We start from the raw sequence: 19,207 nt of genomic DNA, 5'->3' as shown, positions 1-19,207 counted from the left end.
CAGCGCAAGCGGCGAAGATGTCGGTTCTCGACCATCTCTGGGCGCGCGGCTGCGCCTTCCTCGGCACCAGAACCGCCATCATGGGCGGGGCGATGAGCTGGGTGAGCGAGCGGCATCTGGTTTCGGCGATTTCCAACGCCGGCGGGTTCGGAGTGATCGCCTGCGGCTCGATGACCCCGGCGCTGCTCGATGCCGAGATCGCCGCGACCCAGGCGCTGACCGACAAGCCGTTCGGCGTCAATCTGATCACCATGCATCCGCAGCTCGACGAACTGATCGGTGTGTGCGTCGCCCACAAGGTGAGCCACGTGGTGCTCGCGGGCGGCGTGCCCACGGCATCGGCGGTGCGCGCGGTGAAGGATGGCGGGGCCCGGCTGATCGGCTTCGCGCCGGCGCTGGTGCTCGCGAAGCGGCTGATCAGGATCGGCGCCGACGCGCTGGTGATCGAGGGCTCCGAGGCCGGCGGGCATATCGGCCCGGTATCCCTCGCGGTTCTGGCGCAGGAGATTTTGCCTACGGTGCGTGAGGTGCCGGTCTTCGTCGCCGGCGGCATCGGGCGCGGCGAGGCGATCCTGGCCTTCCTGGAAATGGGCGCTTCGGGCGCGCAGCTCGGCACCCGCTTCGCCGCCGCGACCGAGAGCATCGCCCATCCGAGGTTCAAGCAGGCGTTCATCCGCGCCAATGCGCGCGACGCGGTGCCCTCGGTGCAGCTCGACGCGCAATTTCCGGTGATTCCGGTGCGCGGGCTGGCCAATGACGGCACCCGCAGATTCCTCGCCCATCAGGCCGAAACGCTCCGGCGTTTTCAGGCGGGCGAGTTCGACCGCGAAGCGGCGCAGCTTTCGATCGAACATTTCTGGGCCGGCGCGCTGCGCCGCGCGGTGATCGACGGCGATGTCGAGCAGGGCTCGGTGATGGCGGGGCAGTCGGTCGGCATGGTGACCGCGATCCAGCCGGTCGCCGTGATCATCGCGGAGCTGATCGCCCAGGCCGAGGCCGCTCATGCGGCGCGGTCCGGGGCATGCGTGCCGGATGCCGCAAGCGCGGCGGCGTAACGGCGGGGCCAAGCGCCGGGGCGAGCCGTTCGCGGCGTCGCGGCGGCTGTTCGCCAAGCTGCGCGAACGACTGAGCGCAGGCGATTCCAGCCTCGCCGAACTCACCGAGCTGGTCGCCGCGGAACTCGCCGTCGAGGTCTGCTCGATCTACGTCGCGCGGCCCGGCGAAATGCTCGAACTGGTGGCGACCCATGGGCTGCGCCTCGAAGCGGTGGGGCGGACGCGGCTGCGCATGGGCGAAGGGATCATCGGGCTTGCGGCTGCGAAGGGTGAGCTTCTCAATCTGGCGGATGCGCAGAACCATCCCGAATTCGCCTATCGGCCGGAGACCGGGGAGGATCGCTACGCATCGATGCTGGCGGTGCCGGTGCGCCGGGCCGGACGCACGCTCGGGGTGATCGCGGTGCAGAACACCGAGCCGCGCGCCTATTCCGGGCTCGAAGCCGAGACGATCTCGACCATCGCCATGCTGCTCGGCGAAATCCTGAGCGGGCTGGGCGCCGGCGAGATCCCGGCGAGCGGGTTCGGCGATTCGCTGTCGCGCCGCTATGCCGGCCATCCGCTGGCGCCCGGCATCGTGCGCGGGGCCGCCCTGCCGTTCGGCCGTTCCATCGGGCCGCGCCACGTGCTGGCCGACGATCCCGGCGCCGAGCTGGAACGGCTCGAACAGGCGATGGCCGATGCGGAATCGAGCCTCGATGCGCTGATGTCCGAGCATTTGCCAAGCGGCCACGCGACCCGCGAGGTGCTCGATGCCTACCGGCTGATCTCGCAGGGCACCGGCTGGCTGGACCGGGTGCGCGCCGGCATCGCCGACGGGTTGACCGCCGAGGCGGCGGTGGATCAGGTCGGCGCCGAATTGCGCGGGCGGATGCGCAAGATCGCCGACCCGTATCTGCGCGAGCGCCTCGCCGATATCGAGGACATGGTCGAGCGCATGCTGACCGCCCTCGGCGCCGGGACGCCGAAGCCCGACGATGCGAGCGGGATGATCCTGGTCGCGCGCCGGCTCGGGCCGGCGGAACTGCTCGACTGGCACCGGCGCGGCATCGCCGGGGTCGCGATCGAGGAGGCAAGCGCGGGCGGCCATGCCGCGATTCTGGCGCGGGCTCTGGAAATTCCGGCACTCGCGGTCGAGGCCGGCGCGACCGAGGCGGCGCGCCCAGGCGATCCGGCTCTGCTCGACGCGGAGTCCGGCGCGCTGATCCTGCGTCCCGACCCCGAGGTCACCGCGCTCTACGACCGGGCGCTGGCCAGCCGCTCCAGCCGCGCGGCGGAACTTGCCGCCTATCGCGACCGTCCGGCCGAGACGCTGGACGGCACGCAGCTGACCCTGATGCTCAATGTCGGGCTGGCCTTCGAGCTCGATCAGCTCGCGCGCACCGGCGCCGAGGGGATCGGGCTGTACCGGACCGAAATCGCCGCCCTGGCGGCGGCGCGGGTTCCCGGCATTGCCGCTCAGGCCGCCGAATATCGCCGGGTGATCGAACGCGCGGGGGATCAGCGTGTGGTATTCCGCACCCTCGATCTCGGCGCCGACAAGCTGCTGCCCGGCGAGGCCGAGGATGCGGTGGAAAACCCGGCGATGGGCTGGCGCAGCCTGCGCGTCGGGCTCGACCGGCCGGCGATTCTCCGCCGGCAGTTGCGCGCGCTGCTGATGGGCGCCGCGGGATACCGGCTTTCGGTGATGTTTCCGATGGTGGCGACCGTGGCCGAGTTTCGCGCCGCGCGCGACCTGCTGGAGGCCGAAGCGGCACGGCTGAACGAAGGGCCATGCGAGATCGAGGTGGGCACCATGCTGGAGGTGCCGGCGCTGCTGTTCCAGTTGCCCGGCCTGCTGGCGGAGGCCGATTTCATCTCGCTCGGCACCAACGATCTGATGCAGTTCCTGTTCGCCGCCGATCGCGGAACCCCACGGCTCGCCAACCGCTACGACGTGCTGTCGGCCCCGGTGCTCGAACTGATCGAGGGGCTCGCCGCCGCCTGCGCCGAGGAAGAGGTGGGGTTTTCGATCTGCGGCGAGGCTGCCGGGCGGCCCCTGGATGCGCTCGCCTTCGCGGCGATCGGGGTCAACACCCTCTCGATGTCCGGCGCATCGATCCTGCCGGTCAAGGCCTTGCTGGCCGCGACCGATCTGGCCATTCTGCGTCCGGTGCTGCGCGAGCTGCGCCGCGCGGGGGCTGCCGGCGGGAGCCTGCGCGACCCCCTCACCGCCTGGGCGCGCGAGCACGGTTTGCCGATCTGAATGGAACCGGGTAGACTGGCGCCGTAATGAAGGATGCGGCATACGCCTCGGGCATGGCGTTTCCTTTTGGCGCGGCTTGGATGCGATCATGCCGCCGCAGGGGAGGTTTCGGCTTCCAGACGTCGATGACCCGCGATGAATGATATGGATGGCGACCGAGACACTGGTGTGAATACCCCGGATTTCCATGACTCCGACCTGCACGGTCCCGCACGGGTCGGCGCGGAATTGCGCGCCGTGCGCGAGCGGCTTGGGTGGACGCTGACCGATCTGGCCCGCCGCCTGAAAATTCGCCTGCCCTTTCTGGAAGCGATCGAGGCGGGCGATCTCGCCGCCCTGCCCGCCCCCGCCTACGCCGCCGGATTCATCCGCTCCTACGCCGAAGCGATGGGGCTGGACCCCGAGGAAATTCTACGCCGGTTTCGCGCCGAGGGCATGAGCCGCGCGAAGCAGCCGGTGCTCAGCTTTCCCGAACCCGTGCCGGACCGTGCGGTACCGCCCGGCGCGATCGTGTTTCTCGCCGTGGTGATCGCGGTCGGCGCCTATTTCCTGTGGTATCGGCATTCCGAGCACGAGTTGCGCATGGCCCAGATGGTGCCCGCCGTGCCGGCGAAGCTGGCGCCGCTGGCCGTGCCGAAACCGCCACCACCGGCCAAGCCGAAACCCGCCAAATCCGCGCCGGCCGTGACTGCTCCCGCCAGCGCTGCCGGTTCGGCATCCAGTATGTCGAGTTCACCAGGTTCGGGAAGTGCTGGGCCGGTCGTAACCGCATCCAACAGCACAACGACGCAGCCGACCAGCCAGACCCCTCAGACCGCCCCGAATTCGACCGCGAATGCCGGCACGCCGAATGCCGGCACGCCGAATGGCGCTTCATCCGCCGGCAGCACGGCGGCTGCCGCCAATCCGCTGGTGATCAGCGCTACCGCCGATAGCTGGGTGCAGGTGCGTGGCACCGGCGGCACGATCCTGTTCAGCCGCGTGCTGAAGGCCGGCCAGTCCTGGCCGGTGCCGGACGAGCCGGGCCTGACCCTCACCACCGGCAATGCCGGCGGCACGGTGCTGGTGCAAAACGGGATTTCGGGCAATCCGCTCGGCGCCGCCGGCGCGGTGTTGCGCAATATTCCGCTCACCAAGGGATCGGCACAAACCGCGACCCCGACAGGTTCAGGTGCAGGCACGGTGCCGCAATCCGCGCCCAACCCCGCAACCTCCGGCGCCTCCGCCGCATCTCATTGAGATTACTTCCTTATTTCGGAAATTCCCGTTCTTCGAAAGCCAACCCATGAATTATCGCGAATATCAGCAGATCGACCGCCGCAAATCCCGCCAGATCAGCGTCGGTGCGGTGAAAGTCGGCGGCGACGCGCCGGTGACGGTGCAGACCATGACCAACACGCCGACCGATGATGTGGCGGCGACGGTGGCACAGATCCATCGCGCCGAACGCGCCGGGGTCGATATCGTGCGGGTCTCCTGCCCGGACGAGGCGAGCACCGCGGCGCTGGCCGACATCGTGCGGCAGGTGAACGTGCCGGTGGTGGCCGACATTCATTTTCACTACAAGCGCGCGATCGAGGCAGCGAAGGCCGGTGCCGCCTGCCTGCGCATCAACCCCGGCAATATCGGCAGCGCCGAACGGGTGCGCGAGGTGATCAAGGCCGCGCGCGATCATGGCTGTTCGATGCGCATCGGCGTCAATGCCGGGTCGCTGGAGCGGCATCTGCTGGAAAAATACGGCGAGCCGAACCCCGACGCGCTGGTCGAATCCGCCCTCGAACACGCGAAGATTCTGCAGGATCACGATTTTCACGAGTTCAAGATCAGCGTGAAGGCGTCGGACGTGTTTCTCGCGGTCGCGGCGTATCAGCAGCTTGCCGAGGTGTGCGACCATCCGCTGCATATCGGCATCACCGAGGCGGGCGGGCGGCGCACCGGGACGGTGAAATCCTCGATCGGGCTGGGCTCGCTGCTGTGGGCCGGGATTGGCGACACCATGCGGGTCTCGCTCTCGGCGGAGCCCGAGGAAGAGGTGATGGTTGGCTGGGACATCCTGAAATCCCTTGGCATTCGCCATCGCGGCGTGCGGATCATTTCCTGCCCGTCCTGCGCGCGCCAGGGGTTCAACGTGATCGACACGGTCGCCAAGTTGGAAGACCGGCTCGCCCATATCGAAACGCCGATCACCCTCTCGATCATCGGCTGCGTGGTGAACGGGCCGGGCGAGGCGCTGATGACCGATCTCGGCGTGACCGGCGGCGGCAACGGGCGGCACATGATCTATGCCGCCGGCAAGACCGACCACACGATCGAAGGCGATGCGATGATCGACCACGTGGTTTCCCTGGTCGAGACGCGCGCGGCGCAGATCCAGGAACAGGCGGCACGGGAAAAGCAGGCGGCGGAATAAGATTGACTTTTTTGCTGAATCACATAATTATGTGATTATTCCGATACGCCCGTAGGCGGGCTTGTCTTCTGCGCCCCGCGCCAAAAGCGCGGGGTTTTTAATGGGTGCGCGTCATGAAAAAAGTAGCGATCCTAATGGATGGCGGATATACGCGCGTGATCGTGCGCAAAGCCGGCAAGACGTATAACCCCGACTACATCGAAAGATTGGCTCAAGCTGCCGTAATTAGCCAGGGAATGAATGCTTTTGATGCCGAAGAGGTTTTGCGGGTTTTATATTACGATTGTCCTCCCTTTAACGGGAAAGTGAAGCTTCCCGTTAGCGGCGAATTCAAGGAATTCAAAGATAGTGGCGCATGGCTCGACGATCTCGCGGAACGCAATCTCTTTGCGGTCCGGCGGGGTATTCTGAAGTTTCGCGGATTCGTACCGAAAACCGTACCGGTAGCTCCCGCAACCCTGAAAGATGCCGATTTCAAGCCGGATTTCGAACAAAAAGGTGTGGATATGCGGATCGGTCTCGATATCGCGACGTACGGAGATGCCCGCACGGTTGATCGTTTGATCGTTTTTACTGCCGATACGGATTGTATCCCCGCGTTCAAACACGCTCGCAAGTGCGGGTTACAGGTTGTTCTGGCCGATCTTCCCGGCGGCAGCGTGATCGGTGAATTACGTCAACACGTTGACTTCGTTCGTTCTGTAACACTGCCTTGATAATTGCTGGTCAACCATGAAAGCCCTGCAACCCGTGCGCGGCACCCGCGACCTGATCGGCGACGATGCACGGCGGCATTTCCGCGTGGTGGATACCGCGCGCCGCGTCACCGCGCTGTATGGTGCATCGGAATGGGCGACGCCGATTTTCGAATCCACTGCTGTCTTCGCCCGTACGCTGGGCGAAACCTCCGATGTCGTGACCAAGGAGATGTATACTTTCGAAGACCGGAGCGGCGAGAGCATTACCCTGCGCCCGGAGGCGACCGCCGGCATCTGCCGCGCGGTGATCTCCAACGGTCTCACCCAGACCCTGCCACAGAAAATCTTCTTTCAGGGTCCGATGTTCCGCTACGAGCGGCCGCAAAAAGGCCGTTACCGCCAGTTCCACCAGATCGATTTCGAGATCATCGGCGCCGCCGAACCGCTGGCCGATGCCGAAGCCATCGCCTGCGGCTGGCAGATTCTGCGCGAGCTCGGCATCGCCGACGGTACCGTTCTCAATATCAACACGCTGGGCGACAAAGCGAGCCGCGACGCCTATCGCACAGCGTTAGTGGATTATTTGTCACGTTATGAGGCTGATCTTTCGGCGGACAGCCGGACCCGGCTTGCCAGAAATCCGCTGCGCATCCTCGATTCCAAGGATTCCGGCGACATCGCCCTGCTCGCTGCCGCACCCGTGATCTATGACCATCTGAACGCCGAATCGGCGGCGTTCTATGACGGCGTGAAGTCCGCCCTCGCGCAGTTCGGCATCCCTTTCGTCGAAAATCCCCGCATCGTGCGGGGATTCGACTATTACAATCACACGGCGTTTGAATTCGTGACCACCGAACTCGGGGCCCAGGGAACCGTGCTCGGCGGCGGCCGTTACGACGGGCTGATGGAACAGATGGGCGGACCGTCGATTCCCGGAATCGGCTGGGGCGCGGGCATCGAACGCCTCGCCATGCTGCTCGCCGATGTGCCTGAAGCAGCCAGCATGATCGCGGTCATCCCGATGGGTGAGGCGCAATATCCGGCAGCCCTCGGCATTCTGAACCGCCTGCGCAATGCCGGCATCGCCGCCGAAATGGCCTATCGCGGCAATGTCAAACGCCGGATGGAGCGGGCAAATCGCATTCATGCCCGTGCCGCCATCATCATCGGCGAAGATGAGCTGGCGCGCGATGCGGTTGCGGTGAAATTTCTCGATGACGGCACGCAGCGCGAGGTCGCGATCGGCGATCTCGCCGCCCTGTTGCGATGAGTCTGGCCGGCAAACTCGACCGGATCGTCGAACGCGCCGCCGAATTGCGCGCGATGCTCGCCTCCGGGCTCAGCGGGGAAGCCTTCGTCGCGGCCTCGCGCGAACTCGCCGAAATCGAAACGCTCGAAGAGAGGGTCATCGCCTTTCGAGAGGCCGAACGTGCCCGTGCGGAAGCGGAGGCGGCACGCGCCGACCCCGAATTGCGAGAACTCGCCGATGCGGAACTCGCCGAATTGCGCGAGCGGCTTCCGGTTCTGGAGCGCGAAATCAGCCTCGCCCTCCTGCCGCGCGATGAAGCCGACGATCGTGCCGCAATTCTGGAAATCCGCCCCGCCGCCGGCGGCGACGAGGCGGCATTGTTCGCCGCCGAGTTGTTCGGCGCCTATCGGCGTTATGCCGATCAGCGCGGCTGGCGCTTCGAGAGTCTCGACTATACCGAAACCGAACTGGGCGGCCTGAAGGAAGGCATCGCCGAGATCAATGGACGCTCGGTTTTCGCGCGGCTGAAATACGAGAGCGGCGTGCACCGGGTGCAACGCGTACCGGCCACCGAGGCGCAAGGCCGAATTCACACCTCGACCATCACCGTCGCGGTGCTGCCCGAAGCCGAAGAGGTCGATGTCGATATCGCCGACTCTGATCTCAGGATCGACGTCTATCGCGCGTCGGGCGCCGGCGGCCAGCACGTGAACAAAACCGAAAGCGCCGTGCGCATCACGCATATTCCGACGGGAATCGTCGTGGCGATGCAGGAAGAACGCAGCCAGCACAAGAACCGCGCGAAGGCGATGAAGATTTTGCGTGCCCGGCTTTACGAGCAATCGCGCGCGCGCAATGCCGCCGACCGGGCGGCCGACCGGAAATCACAGGTCGGCACCGGCGATCGTTCGGAACGGATTCGTACCTATAATTTTCCGCAAGGCCGGGTGACCGACCATCGCATCAATCTCACGCTCTACAAGCTCGACCGGGTGATGCAGGGCGAATTCGACGAGATCATCGATGCGCTGACCGAGGAAGATCAGGCGGCCCGCCTCGCCGCGACGACATGATTCCCCTCGGCGAAGCGATCGCGCGAATCGCGGCGATGCTGGAGGCTGCCGGCATTCCCGGCGCACGGCGCGAGGCGCGGCTGATTCTGGCTCATGCGCTGGGGTGCGACGTCGGCGCGCTCTGGAGCCGCGATGCGGTGCCGGATGGTGCGGGTTTGGCGTTCGCGGCGCGGCGGGCGGCCCGCGAACCACTGGCCTATATCACCGGGCATCGCGAGTTCTGGAGCCTCGATCTCGCGGTTTCGCCCGCAACCCTGATTCCACGCCCGGATACCGAAACCCTGATCGAGGCAGCGCTGCGCCATTGCCCCGACCGGGTGCGGGTGCGCCGGATTCTTGATCTCGGCACCGGCACCGGCGCGCTTCTGCTCGCCGCTCTCGTCGAATTTCCCGGCGCCTTCGGAATCGGCGTCGATCGCGTGCCGGCCGCCACCTCGCTCGCTCGCGATAATGCCGCCCGTCTCGGCCTTGCCGATCGGACCGCGTTCTTCGCCGGCGACTGGGGCGACGCGCTCGCTGGACAGTTCGATCTCATCCTGGCGAACCCGCCTTATATTCGCAGCAATGACATCGCCTCGCTGATGCCCGAAGTGACCAGGCATGAGCCGGTATTGGCGCTCGACGGCGGACCGGACGGGCTTGACGCCTATCGGCGGATCATCGCGGCACTACCCGGCCAGATGGCGCCGGGCGGAATCGCGATCGTCGAATCCGGGGCAGGTCAGTATGACGAGATTGCCGCGTTAGCCCGTACCTGCGCGCTTGAAACCGATGGCCACGCAGATCTCGCAGGTGTGCCCCGCGCAATCGTCATGACCAGAACCACATAGAATGACAAAAAAACCATTTGGTGAATCGGCCATTCGGCGCTATTTACCGAAAGCGGGTCAAGGTTATGGATTAAGTCCTCCCGTTTGGATAAATCCTGACAATTCACCTGCACTCCCTTGCAAAACCAAGGGCGGCACATGGGTAGATTCCGCTTAAATGCGCATGCCTTCTTGTGCCATTAGCGACTTGTTCGGGACGATTGGGAGGGTTTATGACCCGCCGCGTTCCTGGCCGCACTTTAACAGGATGACCGATTTCGATGAATATCAAACGTATGCGCGGGCGCAACAACCGGGGCGGTGGCGGTAATTTCCGCAACTTCCAGAGTGGCGCGCCACTCAATCGCAATCACGTATTCGACAGCAATGGACCGGAGCAGCGCGTGCGCGGCACGGCGCAGCAACTGTTCGACAAATACCAGCAAATGGGCCGCGATGCTTCGAGTGGTGGCGACCGGGTGCTGGCGGAAAGCTATTTCCAGTATGCCGAGCACTATTTCCGCATCATCACCGCGATGAATCAGGCTCAAGGTGTTCATGGCGGCCAGCACGGCGGCCACGCACAGGGGCAGAACGGCCACATCAATGGACGCCGCGAAACGGCCGAAGACCAGAACGACGGCGATTTTCCTGCCGCCGCGGCCGGAATCGGCGATCAACCGCCGATCGAGCCCAGGGAAATTCCGATCAGCGCGGTGCCGCCGGAAGCGTAATCATTACTCGCGCGCAAGCAGCCTGTCGTTGACGAAGCGCGCGAACGACCACGACGAAAACCGCGCGCGCAGGGCCTGTTCGTCGTAATCCTGGGCGACCCAGTCGAGAAACGCCTTGCGACCCTCGCCGTCTTTTTCGTAGGCGTCGAGAAACGCATCGAGAATGCCGGTGTTCGACTGCCTGATATGGCCGAACCGCAGGCTGAGCTGGCGCCGCGCCTCGGCGACGGTTCCGCCTTCGACCAGGATGAACAGCGCGGCGGCGATGCCGGCGCGATCGGCCCCGGATTTGCAGTGAATCAGTGCCGGGCGGTTCATGGTGCGATAGATTTCGGCGAGCCGGAGAATACGGTCGCGCTGCGGGGCGCCGCGCGAGTCCAGCGCCATGTCGAAGAAATCGAGCCCGAGCCGGGATGCCGCGTCGCGCGACAGCGCATCGGACCCGTTGCGACATTGACCGCGCAGGTTGATGACCGTGCGCAGCCCCGCCTTGCGGGTGAACCGCGCGAGTTGGAACGGCACCGGATGGTTCGAGCGATACAAAGCCCCCGGTGCGACCGTGGCGAAATTGGTCCAGCCGAGACGCAGCACCGCATGATCGACGAACAGCGCGTCGAGCCACGCGTTGCGGCGCCCGGCCTGGGTCGAAAGATCGCCGCGATAGATCGTGTCCATGGCGGCTCCCTAGCAGAATCGCGGCCGCCAATCGAGCGGCTGGAAACCGCGCGTGCGTCGGGCTAGAGCAGGCCGATGATCCGCAATGCGCTGACCGTTGGCGCCTGGACGATGGGGAGCCGGGTTCTCGGCTTCCTGCGCGACATATTGATCGCGGCGATGCTCGGCGCCGGTCCGGCGGCGGATGCGTTTTTCGTCGCCCTTCGCCTGCCCAACCTGTTTCGCCGCCTGTTCGGCGAGGGGGCGTTCAGCGCGGCGTTCATTCCAGCCTATGCCGGCACGCTCGCGCATGAAGGCGACGTCCCGGCGCGGCGCCTTGCCGAGGAGATCGCCTCGATCATGGTGATCGGGCTGTTCGCGCTGATGCTGCTCGGCATGGTGTTCATGCCGGTCCTGCTCGATGCGCTGGCGCCGGGATTTCGTGCGGAACCCGCGAAATTCGCGCTGGCGGTGCGGCTGTCGCGCATCACCTTTCCCTATCTCTGGCTGATCTGCCTGTGCGCCTTGTTCGCCGGGGTGCTGAACGCGCGCGGTCGATTCACGACGGCCTCAGCCGCGCCGATTCTGTTCAATATCTGTATCATCGGGGCATTGTTCGTTCTGCACCGCGCGGGCCAGCGCGTGCCGGAGGCGTTGGCCTATGGCGTCGCGCTTTCGGGGATCGTGCAATTCGCTCTGCTCGGCCGGGCGATGGCGCGCGCCGGCGTGCCGCTGCGGCTGCACCGCCCGCGCCTGACGCCGGGGGCGCGGATCGTGCTGCGCCGGCTCGGCCCCGGACTGATCGGCGCCGGGGTGACGCAGATCAATCTGACGGTCGATACCATCATCGCCTCGCTGCTGCCGAACGGCACGGTTTCGGTTCTGTACTATGCCGACCGGGTGAACCAGCTGCCGCTCGGCGTGATCGGCGCGGCACTGGCGACGGCGCTTCTGCCCAGCCTGTCGCGGCAGTTCCGGCGCGGCGAGACCGAGGCCGCGCGTGGCACGCTCAACCGCGCGATCGAGTTCGGGCTGCTGCTCACCCTGCCGGGTGCGGCGGCACTCGGCGCGATCGGCCTGCCGATCATGCGGACCCTGTTCGCCCATGGCGCTTTTTCCGGCGCCGATGCGGCACGCAGTGCGGCGGCATTGGCAGCCTATGCCGTCGGTCTGCCGGCTTTCGTGCTGGTGAAGCTGTTCACGCCGGGTTTTTTCGCGCGGGGCGATACGAAAACGCCGGTGAAAATCGGCATCGGCGCGGTCGCGATCAATCTCGGGTTCAATCTCGCCCTGATGCATCCGCTCCAGCAGGTGGGCATTGCGCTGTCCACCAGCATCGCCGCCTGGTTCAATGTGGGGATGCTGGCGTTTCTGCTGGCGAAACGCGGCGATTTCATCGCCGATGCGCGATTGACCGGCCGGATCGCGCGAATCGCGATCGCATGCGCCGTGATGGCCGCCGGGCTTTTGCTGTTGCGCGGGGCGGGTGTCATGGGATGGCCCGCGCCGCTCGGCCTGGTTCTGCTGGTTGCCGGCGGAACCGCGATCTTCGCGCTGGTCGGGCTGGCGATCGGGGCATTTCGGGTGGACGAACTGCGCATCCTGCTGCGCCGCCCGCCCCCGCTTGACCCGGCCGCGCAAGCCGGCTGATAGAGGACCATGGCACGCATTTTTTCGGGCATCCAGCCTACCGGCATCGCGCATCTCGGCAATTATCTCGGCGCCATTCAGAACTGGGCGGCGTTGCAGGAGGGCAACGAGAGCATCTATTGCCTGGTCGATCTTCATGCGATCACGGTCTGGCAGGAGCCGGACGCCTTGCGCGCGCAGACCCGCACTAACGCAGCCCTTCTCATTGCTTGCGGCATCGACCCGGTTCACAGTATTTTGTTTCATCAATCGGCGGTTCACGCTCATGCGCGGCTCGCCTGGATTTTCAATTGCGTCGCCCGGTTCGGCTGGCTCGGCCGGATGACCCAGTTCAAGGACAAGGCGGGCAAGGATCGGGAAAACGTCTCGACCGGGCTGTTCGTCTACCCGAACCTGATGGCCGCCGATATTCTGACCTATCACGCGACCGAAGTGCCGGTGGGCGAGGATCAGAGCCAGCATCTGGAACTTGCCAACGATATCGCGCAGAAATTCAATCACGATTACGGCATCGCGTTCTTTCCGACGATCACACCGCGTATCATCGGCACGACCGCGCGGATCATGAGTTTGCGGGACGGGACGAAGAAGATGTCGAAATCCGATGCGTCCGATCAGAGCCGGATCAACCTGACCGACGACGCCGATACGATCGCGCAGAAGATCCGCCGCGCCAAGACCGATCCCGAGCCCTTGCCGGAGTCCGCCGAGAATCTGGACGGCCGGCCGGAGGCGCGCAATCTGGTCGGCATCTACGCGGCTTTGGCTGACGCTCGTGTGGCCGACGTGCTGCGCGACCATGGCGGCCAGGGTTTCGGCACGTTCAAGGAGAGGTTGACCGAGCTGATCGTCGCAAAGATCACGCCGATCGGCGCGGAGGCCGCACGGCTCGCCGCCGACCCTGGCACGATCGAGCGAATCCTGCAGGATGGTGCCGCGCGGGCGGCGGCGATCGCGGAGCCGATCGTTCGCGAGGCGGAGCGCATCGTCGGGCTGCTGCCGGCGCGATGAGGCGAATCCTCGCGATATTTCTACTCCTCGGCGCGAGCCTCGCCACGGCGCGCGCCGCCACCAACACCCCGGAATACGGCGGAACGCTGCGCCTCGTAACCACAGCGGCCTCGGGGTCGTTCGATCCGCAGATCAACTACACGCTGCGTTATGCGGAAATCTACCAGGCAATGTATGACGGGCTGGTCACCTTCGCGAAGGTGGGCGGTCCCGGTTCGATCGAGGTCGTGCCCGATCTTGCGACCAACCTGCCGAAACCGACCGATCATGGCACGACCTACGTGTTTCATCTGCGCCATGGCATTGAATTTTCCAACGGCGCGCCGGTGACCGTGCAGGCGGTCGTGCATTCGTTCCGCCGGCTGTTCAAGGTGAACAGTCCGAATGCCGGCACCTGGTATGACGTGATCGTCGGCGGGCGGCGCTGCCTTGCCCATCCCGGCCATTGCACCCTGCCCGGCCTGATCGCCGATCCCGCGACGAACACCGTGACATTTCATTTGCGCCACCCCGATGCCGAGTTTCTTGACCAGCTCGCGGTTCCCTTCGGCTCGATTCTGCCGGCCGACACGCCGGATCGCGACATGGGAACGATGCCGATTCCGGGAACTGGCGCCTATATGGTGAAAAGCTACGATCCGTCTAACGGAATCGTGATGGTGCGCAATCCTCATTTTCATCAATGGAGCGCGATCGCCCAGCCGAAGGGATTTCCGAACCGCATTCTCTACCGGTTCGGGCTGTCCGCCGAGGCGCAGGTGACCGCGGTGGAAAACGGCCAATATGACTGGATGTATGAAAACGCCCCGGCCGACCGGCTGAACCAGATGGCGACCCACTACACCAAGCAGATCCATATCACGCCGGTGAACTGGTTTTTCTATGCGCCGATGAACGTGAACATTCCGCCGTTCAACAACAAATATGCACGGCTCGCGGTGAATTACGCAGTGAACCGGGAATCGGCTGTGAAACTGTCCGGCGGCAATGCGCTCGCGACCCCGTCCTGCCAGATCCTGCCGCCGCAGATGCCGGGCTATGTCCCCTATTGTCCGTTCACCCGCAATCCTGGGGCGGACTGGTCGGCCCCCGATTGGAAGCGCGCCCGCCATTACATGCAGAAATCCGGCATGATCGGCCAGAAGGTGACGGTGGTGACCCAGATTCAATCGCCGTACCGGCAACTCGGCGTCTATCTTCAGGGCGTGCTGAACAGGCTGGGCTTCAAGGCGAGCGTCAAGCCGATCTCGCCCGATCTCCAGTTCACCTATATCCAGAATTCCAATAACAACGTGCAGATTTCGATAACCGACTGGGCGCAGGATTATCCCGCGCCATCGGATTTTCTGAACGTGCTGTTTTCCTGTAAATCGTTCAAGAAAGGTTCGGACAATTCGATCAACATCTCGGGTTTCTGCGACCCCGCGATCGATGCGGAGATGGCGCACGCAGAGCTCATTTCGCTGAAACATCCCCGTGCGGGCGACGCGATCTGGGCGCATGTCGATCGCCAGATCACCAGGCGGGCGGTGGTCGCCAGCCTGCTTTCGGTGAACCGGCTCGATTTCGTCTCGGCGCGGCTCAGGCATTTCCGGTTCAGCGGCGAGTATTTCTTTTTACCCCAGCTCGCGGTGATCAAATGAGCCAGGCAACCGAATTACGGATCGACGATATCGCCCCGCCCGCGCCGGGTTACTGGGCGACGGCGATGCGCAAATTGCGGCGCGACGGTGCCGCGATGACAGCGCTCGCGACGCTGATCGTGATCATTCTGCTCTGCGCAGCGGCTCCCCTCTATGCGCGCGATATCGCCCATACCAATCCGTTCGAATCGAATCTTTCCGGCACCGTTTTGCGGCACGGCAAAATGGTCGAGGTTCTGGGGGCGGCGCATAATCCGTTACGGCTCGGCGTCGAGCCGATCGGCCCGAGCTGGAAACTCGGCCCGTATATGCTCGGTGCGGACGGACAGGGACGCGACGTGGCCGCGCGCATGCTCTATGGCGGGCGAAATTCGCTGCTGGTTTCCTTCGCCGCCGCCGTGATCTGCCTTGTGCTCGCGGCGCTTACCGGCATTCTCGCCGGTTTTTTCGGCGGCTGGACTGACCGGGCGATTTCCTGGCTGCTCGACGCGCTCTGGGCGTTTCCGGTATTCCTGCTGGCGATTTCGCTGTCGGTCGTGCTGATCGCGCACGGCATCGATATCGGCCCGATCCGGCTCGATGCGTCCAGCCTTGCCTTGCCGATCACCATTATCGGGGTGATCTACGTGCCCTATGTCGCGCGGCCGGTGCGCGGCCTCGTGCTCGGGCTGCGGCAGAGCGAATACGTGCTTGCCGCGATCGGGATCGGCGCGCCGTCATGGCGCATTTTGTGGTTCGACATCCTGCCCAATGTCATTTCATCGCTGGTCGTGTTCGCACCGCTGATCGTGGCACTCGACATGCTGACCGAGGCGGCACTGTCGTTTCTGTCGATCGGGGTGCAGCCGCCGGCCGCGAGCTGGGGCACCATCATCCATAACGGCGAAAGCCTGATCTACACCCGCCCGATCGTCGCCATCGCACCGGGGCTGGCCATCGTCATCACCGTGCTCGCGCTGAATATTCTCGGCGACGGATTGCGCGATGCGCTCGATCCGCGCGCGAAGCTGAGAAACTGACCGATGGCGGGCACGGTTCTTCGCCGGCTGGCGCACATGATCGCGGTGCTGTTCGGCATTTCGGTTCTGGTGTTCCTGATTTTCTTCGCGACCCCCGGCGCCAATCCGGCCGCGCGCATCGCTGGCAAGGATGCGTCGCCGCAGACCATCGCACGGGTCGAAAAACAGTTTGGCCTGAACCGGCCTTTGCCCGTGCAATACGCACTGATGATGAAGAAGCTGTTCGTGACGCGGAACCTCACCTCGTTCGTCAATCTCGGCGAGAAAGTGGTGCCGCAGGTGTTCAAGGCGGCGCCGGTAACCTTGTCGCTGGTGAGCGGAGCGGCGGTGATCTGGATCGGCTTCGCGATTTTGATCGGCGCCCTCGCCGCCGCCTTTCGCGGCGGCTGGATCGACCGGCTGCTGATGGTGCTGTCGCTCATCGGCATCTCGATGCCGGTGTTCTGGGTCGGGACCATGGCGAACCTGATCACTCAGGGCGCATATCATCACACCTGGCTGTTTTCCTGGGTGCCGCCGCTCGGCTATATCCCGTTCTCGCGATCGCCGCTCGGCTGGTTCAAGGCTCTGGTGATTCCCTGGATCACCCTGGCGATTCTGTATATCGGGCTCTATGCGCGGGTGCTCCGCGCCGCCCTGATCGAGACGATGCAGGAGGATTTCATCCGCACCGCGCGCGCCAAGGGATTGTCCGAACGGCAGGTGCTGCTGCGCCACGCGCTGCGCTGCTCGCTGGTCAGCGTGGTGACGCTGTTCGGCCTCGATTTCGGAGTTCTGGTCGGCGGCGGCGCGCTACTGACCGAAGTGGTGTTCGGCCTGCAGGGCGTGGGTTATCTCACCTATCAGGCGCTGGAGACGCTGGATTTGCCGATGATCATGGCGACGGTGATCTACGCATCGGTCTTCGTGGTCGTCTCGAACGCGGCGGTGGATATCGTCTATGCCGCGTTCGATCCGCGCATGAGGGTGCGGCGATGAGCGCTGTTGGCCTGCTGTCGGTGCGCGATCTCGCGGTGGCGTTCCGCACCCGCGACGGGGTGGCGCGCGCGGTCGATGGCGTGTCGTTCGATGTCGCGGAACGGGAAATCCTCGGCATCGTCGGCGAGTCGGGTTCGGGCAAGAGCCTGACGGTTCTCGCGATTCTCGATCTGATCGGCGACCCCAACGCCATCGTCAGCGGCTCGATCCGCTTCAGGGGCGCGGAACTGGTTGGCCAAAGCCCCGATGTGCTGCGGCGGCTGCGAGGCGGCGCGATCGCGATGATCTTTCAGGACCCGATGACGGCGCTGACGCCGGTTCACACCATCGGCGCGCAGATCATGGAGCAGATCCGCATCCATACCGGGCTGTCGCGCCATGGAGCGCGGGCGCGCGCGGTGGAACTGCTCGACGCGGTCGGCCTGCCCGATCCGGCGCGCGCGGCGGGGCGTTATCCGCAGGAATTGTCCGGCGGGCAGCGCCAGCGCGCGGTGATCGCCATGGCGCTGTCGTGCAATCCGGCGCTGCTGCTCGCCGACGAGCCGACCACCGCGCTCGATGTGACGGTGCAGGCGCAGATTCTCGATCTGATCCGCAGGTTGCGGGACGATTTCGGTTCGGCGGTGATACTCATCACCCATAATCTCGGCGTCGTCGCCGAGACCGCGGACCGGGTCGCGGTGATGTATTCCGGGCGGATCATCGAGACGGCTTCGACCGCGGCGTTGTTCGCCGATCCGCGCCATCCCTATACCTGGGGGCTGCTTGGGTCGATGCCGGAACTCGGCGGCGCGCGCCGCGCGCGGCTGGCGACGATCCCCGGCCTGCCGCCAGCACTGGACCGGCGACCAAAGGGCTGCGCCTTCGCGCCGCGTTGCGGCTTCGCGCGCGCCGAATGCGCGGTGCGTCCGCCGCTGATCGGCGAGGCCGGGCACCGCGCCGCCTGCATCATTCCCGCCGCCGAGCGCGCCGGTGCGCGTGACCAGGCGCTTGCGGCATGAACACTCCCCTGCTGTGCGTCGAAGGATTGTCCAAACATTATGTCAGCGGCGGCGCGCTGTCGCGGCGCGGCAGAACCGTGGTGCGCGCGGTGGACGATGTGTCGTTCACCATCGCACCGGGAGAGACGCTTGGTCTGGTCGGCGAATCCGGCTGCGGCAAATCGACGCTCGGGCGCTGCGTGACGCGGCTGCTTGAAGCGAGCGGCGGAAAAATCGAATTTGACGGGCGCGATATCACGCGGCAGAGCGGCAGAGCCCTGCGCGAAACCCGCGCCGGATTGCAGATGATTTTCCAGGACCCTTATGCGTCGCTCAATCCGCGCCGGCGAGTGCGCGATATCGTCGCCGAACCGCTGATCGTGCATGGCCGGGGCAGAAGCGGCGAAATCCGCGATATGGTCGCCTCGCTGTTCGCCGATGTCGGGCTGCGGCCCGAACAGCTCGATCGGTTTCCGCATGAATTTTCCGGCGGCCAGCGCCAGCGGGTCGGCATCGCCCGCGCTTTGGCGCTGGCTCCGAAGCTGATCGTCGCCGACGAGCCGGTTTCCGCACTCGACGTTTCGGTGCAGGCGCAGATCGTCAATCTGCTCGCCGATCTGAAGCGCGCGCGCGGCCTCGCGTTCCTGTTCATCGCGCACGATCTCGGCGTGGTGCGGCAGATCGCCGATCGGGTCGCGGTGATGTATCTCGGCGCGATCGTCGAACTCGGTCCGGCCGAGGCGGTACTTGCCTCGCCCGCGCATCCTTATACCCAGGCGCTGATTTCCGCGGTTCCGGTCGCCGATCCGGCGCGGGCGCGCGAGAAGCGGCGGATCGTTCTGGCCGGCGACCCGCCGAGTCCGTCCAACCCGCCATCGGGCTGCCCGTTTCATCCTCGGTGCGGATTCGCGACCGAAATCTGCACGACGACCAAGCCGCCGTTAGCGCCGCTCCCTGACGGCAGGCTGACCGCCTGCCATCATCCGCGGATTTAGCCCC

At 65.3% G+C, this 19,207-nt stretch carries 17 protein-coding genes; 16 read left to right on the top strand and 1 reads right to left on the bottom strand.

The window, feature by feature from the left end; all coding sequences use genetic code 11:
- Positions 1 to 17: 17 nt before the first annotated feature.
- The 9 genes from AiwAL_RS00920 (at position 18) to AiwAL_RS00880 (ending at position 10,273) form a co-directional block, all read left to right on the top strand.
- Complete coding sequence (locus AiwAL_RS00920; RefSeq protein ID WP_235703737.1) at positions 18 to 1,055, top strand: nitronate monooxygenase family protein; 1,038 nt, start codon at positions 18 to 20, stop codon at positions 1,053 to 1,055.
- Positions 1,033 to 3,300 (top strand): putative PEP-binding protein, encoded by a 2,268-nt coding sequence (locus tag AiwAL_RS00915; protein WP_262311923.1) that lies wholly within the window; start codon positions 1,033 to 1,035, stop codon positions 3,298 to 3,300. The genes AiwAL_RS00920 and AiwAL_RS00915 overlap by 23 nt, the downstream gene beginning before the upstream one ends.
- 144 nt (positions 3,301 to 3,444) lie before the next feature.
- The gene (locus AiwAL_RS00910) at positions 3,445 to 4,539 is read left to right on the top strand and encodes a helix-turn-helix domain-containing protein (protein WP_262311922.1); all 1,095 of its coding nucleotides are present in this window, start codon (positions 3,445 to 3,447) and stop codon (positions 4,537 to 4,539) included.
- A 46-nt stretch (positions 4,540 to 4,585) separates the two neighbouring features.
- Positions 4,586 to 5,710, top strand: a complete 1,125-nt coding sequence (ispG, locus tag AiwAL_RS00905; protein WP_235703727.1) for a flavodoxin-dependent (E)-4-hydroxy-3-methylbut-2-enyl-diphosphate synthase — start codon at positions 4,586 to 4,588, stop codon at positions 5,708 to 5,710.
- A 113-nt stretch (positions 5,711 to 5,823) separates the two neighbouring features.
- Entirely contained in the window at positions 5,824 to 6,426 is a 603-nt protein-coding gene (locus tag AiwAL_RS00900; protein ID WP_262311921.1) for an NYN domain-containing protein, read from the top strand.
- Positions 6,427 to 6,442: 16 nt separating this feature from the next.
- Positions 6,443 to 7,678, top strand: coding sequence for a histidine--tRNA ligase (gene hisS / locus AiwAL_RS00895; RefSeq protein ID WP_235703725.1), 1,236 nt, complete (start codon positions 6,443 to 6,445; stop codon positions 7,676 to 7,678).
- Entirely contained in the window at positions 7,675 to 8,730 is a 1,056-nt protein-coding gene (gene prfA, locus AiwAL_RS00890) for a peptide chain release factor 1 (RefSeq protein WP_235703724.1), read from the top strand. Before hisS ends, prfA begins: the two co-directional genes overlap by 4 nt.
- On the top strand, positions 8,727 to 9,560 hold the full coding sequence (prmC, locus tag AiwAL_RS00885; protein ID WP_235703723.1) for a peptide chain release factor N(5)-glutamine methyltransferase: 834 nt from the start codon (positions 8,727 to 8,729) through the stop codon (positions 9,558 to 9,560). Before prfA ends, prmC begins: the two co-directional genes overlap by 4 nt.
- Before the next feature lie 260 nt (positions 9,561 to 9,820).
- A complete protein-coding gene (locus tag AiwAL_RS00880) occupies positions 9,821 to 10,273 on the top strand; it encodes a DUF4167 domain-containing protein (protein ID WP_235703722.1) in 453 nt (150 codons plus the stop codon).
- A 3-nt stretch (positions 10,274 to 10,276) separates the two neighbouring features.
- On the opposite strand, the gene AiwAL_RS00875 is transcribed toward AiwAL_RS00880, so the two are convergent.
- Entirely contained in the window at positions 10,277 to 10,948 is a 672-nt protein-coding gene (locus AiwAL_RS00875; protein ID WP_235703721.1) for a tyrosine-protein phosphatase, read from the bottom strand.
- A 75-nt stretch (positions 10,949 to 11,023) separates the two neighbouring features.
- On the opposite strand from AiwAL_RS00875, the gene murJ reads away from it, so the two are divergent.
- The 7 genes from murJ to AiwAL_RS00840 are packed head-to-tail and all read left to right on the top strand — an operon-like array spanning position 11,024 to position 19,203.
- The gene (murJ, locus tag AiwAL_RS00870) at positions 11,024 to 12,577 is read left to right on the top strand and encodes a murein biosynthesis integral membrane protein MurJ (protein WP_262311920.1); all 1,554 of its coding nucleotides are present in this window, start codon (positions 11,024 to 11,026) and stop codon (positions 12,575 to 12,577) included.
- A gap of 9 nt (positions 12,578 to 12,586) precedes the next feature.
- Positions 12,587 to 13,588: a tryptophan--tRNA ligase gene (gene trpS / locus AiwAL_RS00865; protein ID WP_235703719.1), complete on the top strand. Its 1,002-nt coding sequence runs from the start codon at positions 12,587 to 12,589 to the stop codon at positions 13,586 to 13,588.
- Positions 13,585 to 15,231: an ABC transporter substrate-binding protein gene (locus tag AiwAL_RS00860; protein ID WP_235703718.1), complete on the top strand. Its 1,647-nt coding sequence runs from the start codon at positions 13,585 to 13,587 to the stop codon at positions 15,229 to 15,231. Before trpS ends, AiwAL_RS00860 begins: the two co-directional genes overlap by 4 nt.
- Positions 15,228 to 16,250, top strand: coding sequence for an ABC transporter permease (locus tag AiwAL_RS00855; protein WP_262311919.1), 1,023 nt, complete (start codon positions 15,228 to 15,230; stop codon positions 16,248 to 16,250). The genes AiwAL_RS00860 and AiwAL_RS00855 overlap by 4 nt, the downstream gene beginning before the upstream one ends.
- A 3-nt stretch (positions 16,251 to 16,253) precedes the next feature.
- The gene (locus AiwAL_RS00850) at positions 16,254 to 17,228 is read left to right on the top strand and encodes an ABC transporter permease (RefSeq protein ID WP_235703716.1); all 975 of its coding nucleotides are present in this window, start codon (positions 16,254 to 16,256) and stop codon (positions 17,226 to 17,228) included.
- Positions 17,225 to 18,229 carry an ABC transporter ATP-binding protein gene (locus AiwAL_RS00845; protein ID WP_235703715.1) on the top strand — a complete coding sequence of 335 codons (1,005 nt, stop codon included), beginning with the start codon at positions 17,225 to 17,227 and terminating at the stop codon, positions 18,227 to 18,229. The genes AiwAL_RS00850 and AiwAL_RS00845 overlap by 4 nt, the downstream gene beginning before the upstream one ends.
- Positions 18,226 to 19,203 (top strand): ABC transporter ATP-binding protein, encoded by a 978-nt coding sequence (locus AiwAL_RS00840; protein ID WP_235703714.1) that lies wholly within the window; start codon positions 18,226 to 18,228, stop codon positions 19,201 to 19,203. Before AiwAL_RS00845 ends, AiwAL_RS00840 begins: the two co-directional genes overlap by 4 nt.
- Positions 19,204 to 19,207: the final 4 nt, after the last annotated feature.

It is taken from the genome of Acidiphilium sp. AL (genome assembly GCF_025499445.1).
In the GTDB taxonomy this organism is placed as follows: domain Bacteria; phylum Pseudomonadota; class Alphaproteobacteria; order Acetobacterales; family Acetobacteraceae; genus Acidiphilium; species Acidiphilium iwatense.
The sequence above is the reverse complement of the archived record's forward strand: the minus strand, read 5'-3'. Positions and strand labels throughout refer to the sequence as shown.

What these genes read in the sequence shown, in the direction of transcription:
- AiwAL_RS00920 (WP_235703737.1), top strand. Translation starts at nt 18, where the DNA reads ATGTCGGTTCTCGACCATCTCTGGGCGCGCGGCTGCGCCTTCCTCGGC.
- AiwAL_RS00915 (WP_262311923.1), top strand. Translation starts at nt 1,033, where the DNA reads ATGCCGCAAGCGCGGCGGCGTAACGGCGGGGCCAAGCGCCGGGGCGAG.
- AiwAL_RS00910 (WP_262311922.1), top strand. Translation starts at nt 3,445, where the DNA reads ATGGATGGCGACCGAGACACTGGTGTGAATACCCCGGATTTCCATGAC.
- ispG (WP_235703727.1), top strand. Translation starts at nt 4,586, where the DNA reads ATGAATTATCGCGAATATCAGCAGATCGACCGCCGCAAATCCCGCCAG.
- AiwAL_RS00900 (WP_262311921.1), top strand. Translation starts at nt 5,824, where the DNA reads ATGAAAAAAGTAGCGATCCTAATGGATGGCGGATATACGCGCGTGATC.
- hisS (WP_235703725.1), top strand. Translation starts at nt 6,443, where the DNA reads ATGAAAGCCCTGCAACCCGTGCGCGGCACCCGCGACCTGATCGGCGAC.
- prfA (WP_235703724.1), top strand. Translation starts at nt 7,675, where the DNA reads ATGAGTCTGGCCGGCAAACTCGACCGGATCGTCGAACGCGCCGCCGAA.
- prmC (WP_235703723.1), top strand. Translation starts at nt 8,727, where the DNA reads ATGATTCCCCTCGGCGAAGCGATCGCGCGAATCGCGGCGATGCTGGAG.
- AiwAL_RS00880 (WP_235703722.1), top strand. Translation starts at nt 9,821, where the DNA reads ATGAATATCAAACGTATGCGCGGGCGCAACAACCGGGGCGGTGGCGGT.
- AiwAL_RS00875 (WP_235703721.1), bottom strand. Translation starts at nt 10,948, where the DNA reads ATGGACACGATCTATCGCGGCGATCTTTCGACCCAGGCCGGGCGCCGC.
- murJ (WP_262311920.1), top strand. Translation starts at nt 11,024, where the DNA reads ATGATCCGCAATGCGCTGACCGTTGGCGCCTGGACGATGGGGAGCCGG.
- trpS (WP_235703719.1), top strand. Translation starts at nt 12,587, where the DNA reads ATGGCACGCATTTTTTCGGGCATCCAGCCTACCGGCATCGCGCATCTC.
- AiwAL_RS00860 (WP_235703718.1), top strand. Translation starts at nt 13,585, where the DNA reads ATGAGGCGAATCCTCGCGATATTTCTACTCCTCGGCGCGAGCCTCGCC.
- AiwAL_RS00855 (WP_262311919.1), top strand. Translation starts at nt 15,228, where the DNA reads ATGAGCCAGGCAACCGAATTACGGATCGACGATATCGCCCCGCCCGCG.
- AiwAL_RS00850 (WP_235703716.1), top strand. Translation starts at nt 16,254, where the DNA reads ATGGCGGGCACGGTTCTTCGCCGGCTGGCGCACATGATCGCGGTGCTG.
- AiwAL_RS00845 (WP_235703715.1), top strand. Translation starts at nt 17,225, where the DNA reads ATGAGCGCTGTTGGCCTGCTGTCGGTGCGCGATCTCGCGGTGGCGTTC.
- AiwAL_RS00840 (WP_235703714.1), top strand. Translation starts at nt 18,226, where the DNA reads ATGAACACTCCCCTGCTGTGCGTCGAAGGATTGTCCAAACATTATGTC.